This is a genomic window from Citrobacter sp. RHBSTW-00944 (assembly GCF_013615435.1).
GTDB lineage: Bacteria > Pseudomonadota > Gammaproteobacteria > Enterobacterales > Enterobacteriaceae > Citrobacter > Citrobacter braakii.
In genome coordinates, this window is the sequence record NZ_CP055418.1 from 3465122 (window position 1) to 3477700 (window position 12579).

10 protein-coding genes are annotated in these 12579 nt (G+C 52.9%); 2 read left to right on the forward strand and 8 right to left on the reverse strand.

Features of this window, described 5'->3' with window-relative positions; genetic code table 11:
* Positions 1-42: 42 nt before the first annotated feature.
* Positions 43-759, forward strand: coding sequence for a GntR family transcriptional regulator (locus HV334_RS16740; protein WP_019076293.1), 717 nt, complete (start codon positions 43-45; stop codon positions 757-759).
* Between the two features lie 81 nt (positions 760-840).
* Here HV334_RS16740 and sucD read toward each other — a convergent pair whose 3' ends face one another.
* From sucD to sdhC, 8 genes are all read right to left on the reverse strand, one after another.
* Positions 841-1710: a succinate--CoA ligase subunit alpha gene (sucD, locus tag HV334_RS16745; protein WP_003022929.1), complete on the reverse strand. Its 870-nt coding sequence runs from the start codon at positions 1708-1710 to the stop codon at positions 841-843.
* Positions 1710-2876, reverse strand: coding sequence for an ADP-forming succinate--CoA ligase subunit beta (gene sucC, locus HV334_RS16750; protein WP_003022927.1), 1167 nt, complete (start codon positions 2874-2876; stop codon positions 1710-1712). The genes sucD and sucC overlap by 1 nt, the downstream gene beginning before the upstream one ends.
* A 90-nt stretch (positions 2877-2966) precedes the next feature.
* Complete coding sequence (gene odhB, locus HV334_RS16755) at positions 2967-4190, reverse strand: 2-oxoglutarate dehydrogenase complex dihydrolipoyllysine-residue succinyltransferase (protein WP_016156001.1); 1224 nt, start codon at positions 4188-4190, stop codon at positions 2967-2969.
* Positions 4191-4204: 14 nt separating this feature from the next.
* Positions 4205-7006, reverse strand: coding sequence for a 2-oxoglutarate dehydrogenase E1 component (gene sucA / locus HV334_RS16760; RefSeq protein ID WP_016152283.1), 2802 nt, complete (start codon positions 7004-7006; stop codon positions 4205-4207).
* A 235-nt stretch (positions 7007-7241) separates the two neighbouring features.
* Positions 7242-7958, reverse strand: coding sequence for a succinate dehydrogenase iron-sulfur subunit SdhB (sdhB, locus tag HV334_RS16765; RefSeq protein ID WP_003022921.1), 717 nt, complete (start codon positions 7956-7958; stop codon positions 7242-7244).
* Positions 7959-7973: 15 nt separating this feature from the next.
* The gene (gene sdhA / locus HV334_RS16770; RefSeq protein ID WP_003022919.1) at positions 7974-9740 is read right to left on the reverse strand and encodes a succinate dehydrogenase flavoprotein subunit; all 1767 of its coding nucleotides are present in this window, start codon (positions 9738-9740) and stop codon (positions 7974-7976) included.
* The gene (gene sdhD, locus HV334_RS16775; protein ID WP_181220664.1) at positions 9740-10087 is read right to left on the reverse strand and encodes a succinate dehydrogenase membrane anchor subunit; all 348 of its coding nucleotides are present in this window, start codon (positions 10085-10087) and stop codon (positions 9740-9742) included. The genes sdhA and sdhD overlap by 1 nt, the downstream gene beginning before the upstream one ends.
* Positions 10081-10485, reverse strand: a complete 405-nt coding sequence (sdhC, locus tag HV334_RS16780) for a succinate dehydrogenase cytochrome b556 subunit (RefSeq protein ID WP_016152282.1) — start codon at positions 10483-10485, stop codon at positions 10081-10083. Before sdhC ends, sdhD begins: the two co-directional genes overlap by 7 nt.
* Before the next feature lie 702 nt (positions 10486-11187).
* Between sdhC and HV334_RS16785 the strand changes: the two genes are divergently transcribed.
* Positions 11188-12471 (forward strand): citrate synthase, encoded by a 1284-nt coding sequence (locus tag HV334_RS16785; RefSeq protein ID WP_016152281.1) that lies wholly within the window; start codon positions 11188-11190, stop codon positions 12469-12471.
* Positions 12472-12579: the final 108 nt, after the last annotated feature.

Consider the following 12579-nt stretch of genomic DNA (forward strand, 5'->3'; position numbering starts at 1 on the left):
GTCTTGAATATCTGACTTTATTGCCGACAAAAGCGAAAAGAGATGAGCAAAAAACCGATGTACCGCCAGATAGCCGACGTTCTGCGCGAACAAGTTGCAAAAGGTGAATTAAAACCAGGTGATGCACTTCCCACAGAATCTACGCTACAGAGCCGTTTCGAGGTCAGCCGCGTGACCATCAGGCAAGCACTCAAGCTGCTAACGGAACAGAATATTATCGAGAGCATTCAGGGCAGCGGTTGGTATGTGAAAGAGGAGCGCGTCAATTACGACATTTATCAGCTCACCAGTTTTTATGAGAAGCTTGCCGACCGTCAGGTTGAAACGCACAGCGAAGTGAAGGTCTTTGAGGTCATTCCAGCAGGAGAGATGCTGGCCGAATGGCTACAGCTGGCGGCTGAAGATAAAGTCTGGCATGTAAAACGGGTTCGTTTTATTAAGCAGAAAGCCGTTACCCTCGAAGAGACATGGATGCCGCTCGCCCTCTTTCCCGATCTCACCTGGGAGGTGATGGAAAATTCTAAATATCACTATATAGAACAGATCAAAAAGATGGTTATCGATCGCAGCGAGCAGGAACTGATCCCGGTTATTCCGGATGAGGATACTGTAGAAATGCTGGGCATGCCGCAGGGGAAACCGGTGCTGGAGAAAATCTCTCGCGGGTTTCTGCTCGATGGACGCGTTTTTGAATACAGCCGCAACACCTTCAAAAGCGACGATTATAAATTTACGCTGGTGGCAAAACGACGCCATTAAAAAAGGCCATCATCAGATGGCCAACCATGTCGAAACGGGACCAGCCCTTGACTATGCAGAGAGTCAGGGCTGTTTTTTTTCTTACTTAATCACTGTTTTCAGCGCTTCGCCGATATCGGCCAGGCTACGAACGGTTTTCACGCCAGCGGCTTCCAGCGCAGCGAATTTCTCATCCGCCGTGCCTTTACCACCTGCGATGATCGCACCAGCATGACCCATACGTTTACCTTTCGGCGCAGTCACACCCGCGATGTAACCCACAACCGGCTTGGTCACATGATCTTTAATGTACGCCGCCGCTTCTTCTTCCGCGCTACCGCCGATCTCACCGATCATGACGATCGCTTCGGTCTGCGGATCTTCCTGGAACAGCTTCAGGATATCGATGAAGTTAGAGCCTGGGATCGGGTCGCCGCCGATACCCACACAGGTAGACTGACCAAAACCGTAGTCGGTGGTCTGCTTAACCGCTTCATAAGTCAGCGTACCGGAACGAGAAACGATACCGACTTTACCAGGCTTGTGAATATGGCCCGGCATGATGCCGATTTTACATTCGCCAGGGGTGATAACACCTGGGCAGTTCGGGCCGATCATGCGCACGCCAGCTTCATCCAGCTTCACTTTCACAGTCAGCATATCCAGCGTTGGGATACCTTCGGTGATGGTGATGATAAGCTTGATGCCTGCATCGATAGCTTCCAGGATGGAGTCTTTGCAGAACGGAGCCGGAACGTAGATAACGGTGGCGGTTGCGCCGGTCGCTTCTACTGCTTCACGTACGGTGTTGAACACCGGCAGACCCAGATGCGTGGTGCCGCCTTTGCCCGGCGTAACACCGCCGACCATTTGCGTACCGTAAGCAATCGCTTGTTCAGAGTGGAATGTCCCCTGGCTACCGGTGAAGCCCTGGCAGATAACCTTGGTATCTTTATTAATTAAAACTGACATTATTTCCCCTCCACTGCGGCAACAACCTGCTGAGCTGCATCCGTCAGACTTTTCGCTGCAATAATATTCAGGCCGCTATCAGCCAATTTTTTCGCGCCGAGTTCAGCGTTGTTACCTTCAAGACGTACCACGACCGGAACGTTAACGCCCACTTCTGCTACCGCGCCGATGATACCGTCCGCGATCAGGTCGCAGCGTACGATACCGCCGAAGATGTTAACCAGTACGGCTTTAACATTGTCGTCAGAGAGGATAATTTTGAACGCTTCGGTTACACGCTCTTTGGTCGCACCGCCGCCAACGTCAAGGAAGTTAGCCGGTTCGCCGCCGTGCAGTTTAACGATGTCCATGGTGCCCATTGCCAGGCCCGCGCCGTTAACCATACAACCGATGTTGCCGTCCAGAGCGACGTAGTTCAGTTCCCACTGTGCAGCCTGTGCTTCACGCGGATCTTCCTGAGACTGATCGCGCATTTCACGCAAGTCAGCCTGGCGGAACAGCGCGTTGCCGTCAGCGCCCAGTTTGCCGTCGAGGCAGATCAGATCACCCTGCTTGGTCACCACCAGCGGGTTGATTTCGATCAGCGCCAGATCGCGCTCAAGGAAGATAGTCGCCAGACCCATGAAGATCTTGGTGAACTGCTGAACCTGTTTTCCTTCCAGACCCAGTTTGAACGCCAGTTCACGACCCTGATAAGGCATCGGACCGGCCAGCGGATCGAGCGCTACTTTGTGGATCAGGTGCGGCGTTTCTTCCGCCACTTTTTCAATTTCCACGCCGCCTTCGGTAGAGGCCATGAAGACCACGCGACGGGAACTACGGTCAACAACTGCGCCGAGGTAAAGTTCTTTACCAATGTCGGTCGCTGCTTCAACCAGAATCTGATTTACCGGTTGACCATGGGCGTCTGTCTGGTAAGTGACCAGACGTTTACCCAGCCAGTGTTCAGCAAAAGCGCGAATGTCTTCTTTGCTGTTCACAACCTTCACACCGCCCGCTTTACCACGGCCACCAGCGTGAACCTGACATTTCACTACCCACGGGCCTGCGCCGATTTTAGATGCAGCTTCTTCAGCTTCACGCGGAGTAGTACAGGCATAACCCACCGGTGCCGGTAAGCCATAGCGGGCAAAAAGTTGTTTTGCCTGATATTCATGTAAGTTCATGTGTTCTGTCCATCCTTCAGGTAATCGTTATCTTTTACCCGTAGGCCTGATAAGCCTCCAGACCTACGGGGCAGGTGATACTCTTATTTACTACACGTCCAGCAGCAGACGCGTCGGATCTTCCAGCAACTCTTTAATGGTTACCAGGAAGCCTACTGACTCACGACCATCGATCAAACGGTGGTCATAAGACAGCGCCAGATACATCATCGGCAGGATTTCAACCTTGCCGTCTACGGCCATCGGACGATCTTTGATGGCATGCATACCCAGGATGGCGCTCTGCGGTGGGTTGATGATCGGGGTAGACATCAGGGAACCGAACACGCCACCGTTAGTGATGGTGAAGTTACCGCCCGTCAGATCGTCGACCGTCAGCTTGCCGTCGCGACCTTTAACTGCCAGTTCTTTAATATTTTTCTCGATGTCAGCCATACCCAGCAGATCCACATCACGCAGGACCGGCGTGACCAGGCCACGCGGCGTGGAGACCGCCATGCTGACATCAAAGTAGTTGTGGTAAACCACGTCATCACCGTCGATGGACGCGTTCACTTCCGGATAGCGTTTCAGCGCTTCAACAACCGCTTTCACGTAGAAAGACATAAAGCCCAGACGGATACCGTGACGTTTCTCGAACGCGTCACCGTACTGCTTACGCAGATCCATGATTGGCTTCATGTTGACTTCGTTGAACGTGGTCAGCATGGCGGTGGAGTTTTTCGCTTCCAGTAGACGCTCAGCTACGCGTTTGCGTAGACGGGTCATCGGAACACGTTTTTCGCCACGAGCGCCCAGTTGAGCCTGTGGTGCAGGCGCGGCGGCCGGCGCTTTGGCTTCTGCTTTCGCAGCCGGTGCTTTGGCCAGATGCTTTTCAACATCTTCACGCGTGATACGACCACCGACGCCGGTGCCATTGATGGCGCTGGCTTCGAGGTTATGCTCACCCAGCAGGCGACGGATCGCCGGGCTCAGGGCATCGTTGTTCTGTTCAGCAAGAGACGCCTGCTGGCGTTGTGCCGGAGTAGAATCTTTCTCTTCAGACTTGGCGCTGGTCTCTTTGCCAGAGCTGTTGCCTTCACGCAGGCGACCGAGGATCTGGCGAGAAGTGACGGTTGTCCCTTCATCTTCCAGAACCGCATCAAGAATACCGTCCGCTGATGCCGGTACTTCCAGTACCACTTTGTCAGTTTCGATTTCTACCAGTACTTCATCACGACGTACTGCATCGCCCGGTTTTTTGTGCCAGGTTGCAACCGTTGCATCCGCTACGGATTCAGGCAGGTCGGGAACAAGAATATCTACGCTACTCATTATTTATCCTTTATTTAATCGACGTTCAGCGCGTCATTAACCAGATCTTGTTGCTGCTTCTGGTGAACGGACATATATCCTACTGCCGGAGAGGCAGAGGCCGGGCGACCTGCATAACGCAGAGCTGACCCAAATGGAATTACTTCACGGAAATGATGCTGGCTGCAGTACCATGCGCCCTGGTTGAGCGGCTCTTCCTGGCACCAGACAAAATCATGTACATGAGCAAACGGTTTCAGCGCTTCCTGCACCGCTTTATGCGGGAACGGATAGAGCTGTTCGATACGCACAATGGCGACATCTTTTTGGTCGTTCTTGCGGCGTTGCTCCAGCAGGTCGTAATAAACCTTACCAGAACACATCACGACACGCTTCACGCCTTTAGGATCAAGTTCATCTACTTCGCCAATGGCTGGCAGGAAGGTGCCATTTGCCAGTTCGTCCAGCGTGGACACCGCCAGCGGATGACGCAGCAGCGACTTCGGTGACATCACTACCAGCGGACGACGCATTCCGCGCAGCGCCTGACGACGCAGCATGTGGTAAACCTGTGCCGGGGTAGACGGGACGCAAACCTGCATGTTTTGCTCAGCGCAAAGTTGCAGATAACGTTCCAGACGCGCGGAGGAGTGCTCCGGGCCCTGACCTTCATAGCCGTGTGGCAGCAGCATAACCAGACCGCACATACGGCCCCATTTCTGCTCGCCGGAAGAGATGAACTGGTCGATAACCACCTGCGCACCGTTGGCGAAATCACCGAACTGCGCTTCCCAGATAGTCAGGGTGCGCGGTTCTGCCGTGGCATAACCGTACTCGAATGCCAGCACCGCTTCTTCAGACAGCACGGAGTCCCATACGCGGAACGTGCCCTGGCCGTTATGCACATGCTGCAGCGGAGTGTACGTTGAACCATTCGCCTGGTTATGAATCACCGCATGACGGTGGAAGAAGGTTCCGCGGCCAGAGTCTTCACCCGACAGACGTACCGGAATACCTTCATCAACCAGCGTGGCGTAAGCCAGATTCTCTGCGCCACCCCAGTCGAACAGCTTCTCGCCTGCGGCCATGGCCTGACGGTCGCCGTAAATTTTGGCAACACGCGACTGCATTTCCACCGCTTCAGGCACGGTGCTGATGCGTTTTGCCAGCTCCTGCAGACGCTTCATCTCAACTTTGTTCGGGTAGTTTTCATCCCACTCGTGGTTGAGGTACGGCGACCAGGTGAAGGAGTGCATATTCATTGGACGCCACTCTTTCACCACGCATTCGCCTGCGTCCAGCGCGTCACGATACAGATTGACCATTTCGGTCGCATCTTCCAGCGTAGCGACGTTGTCCGCTTCCAGCTTGTCAGCGTAGATTTTGCGCGGGGTCGGATGCTTTTTGATTTTCTGATACATCAGCGGCTGGGTTGCGCTTGGCTCGTCGGCTTCGTTGTGGCCGTGACGGCGGTAGCACACCAGATCGATAAAGACATCGCGTTTAAAGGTATTACGGAAATCCAGTGCCAGACGCGTTACGAAAGCGACCGCTTCCGGGTCATCCGCGTTCACGTGGAAAATCGGCGCCTGAACCATCTTACCGATGTCGGTGCAGTATGGTGTAGAACGTGCATCTAGCGGGTTAGAGGTGGTGAAGCCCACCTGGTTATTGATAACGATGCGAACGGTACCGCCCACTTCGTAACCACGCGCTTTCGACATGTTCAGGGTTTCCTGAACCACGCCTTGCCCGGTTACTGCCGCATCACCATGAATAGTGATTGGCAGCACTTTATTGCTGCTCGGCTCGTCCAGACGATCCAAGCGTGCACGTACGGAACCGATAACCACCGGGCTAACGATTTCCAGGTGCGACGGGTTAAACGCCAGCGCCAGATGCACCAGACCGCCTTCGGTTTCGATATCCGATGAGAAGCCCATGTGGTACTTCACGTCACCGGTACCGAGGTGTTCTTTATGTTTGCCCGCAAATTCGTCGAATAGATCCTGCGGCTTTTTACCCAGCACGTTAACCAGGACGTTCAGACGACCACGGTGCGCCATACCCAGTACCACTTCACGGGTACCGCTGTTACCGGCGTGGCGGATCATCTCTTTGAGCATTGGGATTAACGCATCACCGCCTTCCAGCGAGAAGCGTTTCGCGCCCGGGAATTTCGCGCCCAGGTAGCGTTCCAGACCTTCCGCTGCGGTCAGTTCGCTGAGGAAGCGTTTCTTCTCTTCACTACTGAACGCAGTACGACCAGACTCGATACGCTGCTGAAGCCAGCGTTTTTCTTCGGTGCTGGTGATGTGCATATACTCGGCGCCAATCGGGCCGCAGTAGGTTTGTTTCAGCGCGACAACCAGGTCGCTCAGCTTCATCGTGTCTTTGCCACCGGCAAAAGAACCCACGTTAAAGCTTTCCTGGAAATCCGCATCGGTCAGATCGTGGAAGGAGGGATCCAGATCGGCCACATTTTCTTGCTGCCACAGTCCCAGCGGATCGAGATTCGCATGCTGATGACCGCGGAAACGATAGGCGTTAATGAGCTGCAGGACTTTAACCTGCTTCACATTGGCATCAGGGTCGGAAATAGAAGAAGAGTAACGTGGGGTAATCAACGCCTGTCGACGGAAATAATCACGTGTTTTTGAGTGGAGTTGATCCGGTTTGACTCCGGTACCAGGTAACTGCTGGAACGTCGAACGCCAGTTAGCATCTACCGAGTCAGGGTCGGTTAAGAAGTCTTCATAGAGCTGTTCTATCCAGCTCTGGTTAGAACCAGAGAGGTAAGAAGAGTCCAACCAGGCTTTCAAAGCGCTGTTCTGCATCGTGATCCCTTAAGCATTTGTATGCTTATTTCGCCGTGGATACTACCACGCACACCGATGTGCGTGCCGGGGTTCACTTGTTGCGGACTGTCGTGTCATCTGCGTCCGCTAAGGAACCTTTAAAAACTGTCTAATAATCGTCGTCGTTCAGGCTGCGATTATTGCTATCAATGTGGCAGTTTTTAGAGGTTTCCCTGCACGGCCGGGGAATCTCTTCCCCGGCAACTACAACTACTTATGCACTACGTTTGAGCAGCATCGACTTAATATGACCGATGGCGCGCGTCGGGTTCAGCCCTTTAGGACATACGCTGACGCAGTTCATGATGCTATGACAGCGGAATACGCTGAAAGCGTCACTTAAACCTTCCAGACGGCTGTCGGTCTCGGTATCGCGGCTATCAATTAAGAAGCGATACGCGGCCAACAGGCCTGCCGGGCCAATAAACTTGTCCGGGTTCCACCAGAATGATGGGCAGGACGTTGAGCAGCATGCACACAAAATACATTCATACAGCCCATCGAGCTTCTCACGCTGCTCTGGCATTTGTAAATGCTCACGAGCCGGAGGATTTTTCCCATTATTCAACAAGTAAGGCTTAATCTTCTCATACTGTGCGTAGAATTGTCCCATGTCTACCACCAAATCGCGCACAACCGGTAAACCTGGCAGCGGGCGAATGACAATTTTTTTGCCCGGCTGATTCAGCGCAGAAATAGGTGTGATACAGGCCAGTCCATTTTTGCCGTTCATGTTCAGACCGTCGGAGCCGCAGACCCCTTCACGGCATGAGCGACGAAACGACAACGACGGATCTTTTTCTTTCAGCTGCATCAACGCATCCAGCAGCATCATGTCGCGCCCTTCTTCCGCCTCCAGGGTGTAATCCTGCATGCGCGGAGCGTCATCAACATCCGGGTTATAGCGATAAACTGAAAACTCGAGTTTCATTGTCCTGTCTCCGCATTAATAAGTACGAATCTTCGGCGGGAATGCCGGGCGCAGCTTCGGTTCCATATTGACTTGACGTCGCGTCATGGATTCCGACTCTGGCAGGTACAGGGAATGGCACAGCCAGTTTTCGTCATCACGTTCCGGGAAGTCGAAGCGGCTATGCGCGCCACGGCTTTCGGTACGGAAGTTTGCAGATACTGCAGTGGCGTACGCGGTCTCCATCAGGTTATCCAGCTCCAGACACTCAACGCGCTGGGTGTTGAACTCACTGGAGGTATCGTCCAGACGGGCATTTTTCAGGCGTTCGCGAATCGCTTTCAGCTCTTCCAGGCCCTTCGCCATCGCATCGCCTTCGCGGAATACCGAGAAGTTATGCTGCATACATTCTTGCAGCGCTTTACGAATTGCCACCGGGTCTTCACCGTTACGGTTACCGTTCCAGCGATTCAGACGCGCCAGAGAAGCGTCGATTTCATCTTCGGTTGCATCCAGCAGGTCACCCTGCTCTGCGATAGATTCCTGCAGATGCAGACCCACAGCACGACCAAATACCACCAGGTCAAGCAGTGAGTTGCCGCCCAAACGGTTAGCACCGTGAACCGATACACAGGCGATTTCACCGACCGCAAACAGCCCTGGGATCACCACATCTTCGCCCTGCTCATTCACGGTCAGCGCCTGGCCGGTGACTTTGGTCGGAATACCGCCCATCATATAGTGGCAGGTTGGGATAACCGGGATCGGCTCTTTCACCGGGTCAACGTGAGCAAAGGTACGGGACAGTTCGAGAATACCCGGCAGACGGGACTCCAGCACTTCTTTACCCAGGTGGTCGAGTTTCAGTTTGGCGTGCGGCCCCCACGGACCGTCGCAGCCGCGACCTTCGCGGATTTCGATCATGATGGAACGCGCCACCACGTCACGACCCGCCAGGTCTTTAGCATTCGGGGCATAACGCTCCATGAAGCGCTCACCGTGTTTGTTCAGCAGGTAGCCACCTTCACCACGACAGCCTTCTGTTACCAGAACACCCGCGCCAGCGATACCGGTTGGGTGGAACTGCCACATCTCCATATCCTGCACCGGCACGCCAGCGCGGATAGCCATACCGACGCCGTCACCGGTGTTGATGTGGGCGTTGGTGGTGGACTGATAAATACGGCCAGCACCGCCGGTCGCCAGCACGGTTGCGCGGGCTTTGAAGTAAACCACTTCACCGGTTTCAATACACAGCGCGGTACAACCAACAATCGCGCCATCGGCATTTTTGACCAGATCCAGCGCATACCATTCGGAGAAGATGGTGGTGTGGTTTTTCAGGTTCTGCTGATACAGCGTGTGCAACAGCGCATGGCCGGTACGGTCTGCCGCTGCCGCGGTACGTGCCGCCTGCTCGCCGCCGAAATTCTTCGACTGGCCGCCAAACGGACGTTGATAAATTGTGCCATTATCGAGGCGAGAGAACGGCAGCCCCATGTGGTCCAGCTCCAGAATCGCTTCCGGACCGGTTTTACACATATATTCAATAGCGTCCTGGTCACCTATGTAGTCCGACCCTTTGACGGTGTCGTACATGTGCCATTCCCAGTTATCTTCATGGGTATTACCGAGCGCAACGGTGATGCCACCTTGCGCAGATACGGTATGGGAACGGGTTGGGAACACTTTGGAGAGCAGCGCACAGGTCTGACCGCTCTGGGAAATTTGCAGCGCCGCGCGCATACCTGCGCCGCCGGCACCAATCACAACAGCATCAAATTCTCTGACTGGCAGTTTCATTACACACCCCACACCACAACAAATCCATAAATGACGTAAACCACCAGCGCAACGACGATAGCCAGTTGCAGAATCAGGCGCACGGCCAGCGGTTTAACGTAGTCGGTCAACACCTGCCACATGCCGATCCAGGCATGAACCAAGATGGAGAAAAGAGCCAGCAGGGTGAAGACTTTGGTGAATGCCGATGAGAAGAAACCGGTCCAGACTTCAAACGTCAGTTCGCCGCTGGTGGCGAAGAAGCCGACCATATAGATGATGTATAACGTCAGAACGATAGCGGTAGCACGGACCAGAATGAAGTCATGTACGCCGTTGCGTCCTAATGCGGAGGCGTTGCTTACCATACGAGGACTCCTGCGAGAAGTGAAAGCACGACAATGATAACGAAACAAATTTTGGCGGAACGTGTCCCTGCTTCGAGGGTTTCTTCGATATAGCCAAAATCCATCAACAGATGGCGAATGCCCATTACGGCGTGATATGCCAGCGCAATCAGGATCCCCCACAGAATTAACTCCACAAAGAAGTTATTCATAATGGATGACGCCGCGAGGAAACCTTCAGGGGAGGAAAGGCTGGTACCCAATAACCACAACAGAATCCCGACCGCCACGAAGGTGATCACTCCGGATACGCGATGGAGAATGGACGCTATCGCCGTGATTGGGAACCGGATCGTTTGTAGGTCCAGATTGACAGGTCTTTGTTTTTTCACATTTCTTATCATGAATAACGCCCACATGCTGTTCTTATTATTCCCTTTGGACTTCGGGTACAGAAGATGAAGACACCTGTAGCCTGAAAGACGACGGGATTTCCTTCCTCCGGTCTGCGTGCGGGTCAGACAGCGTCCTTACTATAACTACGCGTCATATAAAACACTGCTTCCAGATGCTAAAACGACACGTTACAACGCTGGTTGGCTCGGGATTGCAGGGTATTCCGGAGACCTGGCGGCAGTATAGGACGTTCACAAAATCATTACAATTAACCTACATATAGTTTGTCGGGTTTTATCCCGAACAGTGACATAGGTCACGATAACAACATTATTTTAATTTTTAACCATCTAATTTGACAATCATTAAACAAAGTTGTTACAAACGACACCAGAAAAAGCATATAATGCGTAAAAGTTATGGGGTCACTCTTTCACCGGACATTTAGTTATGTAACAGTGTGGAAGTGAAGTATTGACCAATACAGTCAGGACAGTTATTAGTGATAGACAGGTTTAATAATTCGGATTGCTAAGTTCTTGATTTGCAGTTTATTCGCCATGAAAAGACCGTTTTACCTGCAAGCGCCCATAGCTCTGTACCCAGGTTATCCCCTCTTTCGCAGAGCGGCGAGCCAAATAACAAACTGGTAACGGTTCATTGATGTACGAAGGCAAATGTGAGTTCCAGCAGTCTTAAGCAATAAGGCGCTAAGGAGACCGTAAATGGCTGATACTAAAGCAAAAATCACTCTAAATGGTGACTCTGCTATTGAACTGGATGTGCTGAAAGGTACGCTCGGTCAAGATGTTATTGATATTCGTAGTCTTGGCTCAAAAGGGATGTTTACTTTTGACCCAGGTTTCACCTCTACCGCATCCTGCGAATCCAAAATTACTTTCATCGACGGTGACGAAGGTATTTTGCTGCATCGCGGCTTCCCGATTGATCAGTTGGCGACCGAGTCGAACTATCTGGAAGTGTGTTATATCCTGCTGTACGGCGAAAAACCGACGCAGGAGGAGTACGACGAGTTCAAAACCACAGTCACTCGCCATACCATGATCCACGAACAGATCACCCGCCTGTTCCACGGTTTCCGCCGCGACTCTCACCCGATGGCCGTTATGTGTGGTGTTACCGGGGCGCTGGCTGCGTTCTACCACGACTCGCTGGATGTGAATAATCCGCGTCACCGTGAAATCGCCGCCTTCCGTCTGCTGTCCAAAATGCCGACCATGGCAGCGATGTGCTACAAATATTCCATCGGACAGCCGTTCGTGTACCCGCGTAATGACCTCTCCTACGCCGGTAACTTCCTGAACATGATGTTCTCCACGCCGTGCGAAAAATACGAAGTGAATCCGATTCTGGAACGCGCAATGGACCGTATCTTGATCCTGCACGCTGACCACGAACAGAACGCCTCAACCTCTACCGTTCGTACCGCCGGTTCTTCTGGCGCTAACCCGTTTGCCTGCATCGCGGCCGGTATTGCTTCCCTGTGGGGACCCGCACACGGCGGCGCAAACGAAGCTGCGCTGAAAATGCTGGAAGAAATCAGCTCTGTTAAACACATTCCGGAATTTGTTCGCCGCGCGAAAGACAAGAATGATTCCTTCCGCCTGATGGGCTTTGGTCACCGTGTTTATAAAAACTATGACCCGCGCGCCACCGTCATGCGTGAAACCTGCCATGAAGTACTGAAAGAACTGGGCACCAAAGATGATCTGCTGGAAGTGGCGATGGAACTTGAACACATTGCGCTCAACGACCCGTACTTCATCGAGAAGAAACTCTACCCGAACGTAGATTTCTACTCCGGCATCATCCTGAAGGCGATGGGTATTCCGTCTTCCATGTTCACCGTTATCTTCGCCATGGCGCGTACCGTGGGCTGGATTGCACACTGGAACGAAATGCACACCGACGGCATGAAAATCGCTCGTCCGCGTCAGCTGTACACCGGCTACGACAAGCGCGATTTTAAGTCTGATATTAAGCGTTAATTGTTCAGGCCACCGGGTAATTCCGGTGGCTTTTTTCAGATCCAGTCCTGTTTGTTGCATTTACCTCTTCAATATTATCTCCTATAGTTCACCTGTCCTTAAATATAT

Bases quoted from the DNA above. Each gene is read 5' to 3' on its own strand.
- sucC (WP_003022927.1), bottom strand. From the start codon at position 2,876: ATGAACTTACATGAATATCAGGCAAAACAACTTTTTGCCCGCTATGGC.
- HV334_RS16740 (WP_019076293.1), top strand. From the start codon at position 43: ATGAGCAAAAAACCGATGTACCGCCAGATAGCCGACGTTCTGCGCGAA.
- sucA (WP_016152283.1), bottom strand. From the start codon at position 7,006: ATGCAGAACAGCGCTTTGAAAGCCTGGTTGGACTCTTCTTACCTCTCT.
- odhB (WP_016156001.1), bottom strand. From the start codon at position 4,190: ATGAGTAGCGTAGATATTCTTGTTCCCGACCTGCCTGAATCCGTAGCG.
- sdhC (WP_016152282.1), bottom strand. From the start codon at position 10,485: ATGTGGGCGTTATTCATGATAAGAAATGTGAAAAAACAAAGACCTGTC.
- sdhB (WP_003022921.1), bottom strand. From the start codon at position 7,958: ATGAAACTCGAGTTTTCAGTTTATCGCTATAACCCGGATGTTGATGAC.
- sdhA (WP_003022919.1), bottom strand. From the start codon at position 9,740: ATGAAACTGCCAGTCAGAGAATTTGATGCTGTTGTGATTGGTGCCGGC.
- HV334_RS16785 (WP_016152281.1), top strand. From the start codon at position 11,188: ATGGCTGATACTAAAGCAAAAATCACTCTAAATGGTGACTCTGCTATT.
- sdhD (WP_181220664.1), bottom strand. From the start codon at position 10,087: ATGGTAAGCAACGCCTCCGCATTAGGACGCAACGGCGTACATGACTTC.
- sucD (WP_003022929.1), bottom strand. From the start codon at position 1,710: ATGTCAGTTTTAATTAATAAAGATACCAAGGTTATCTGCCAGGGCTTC.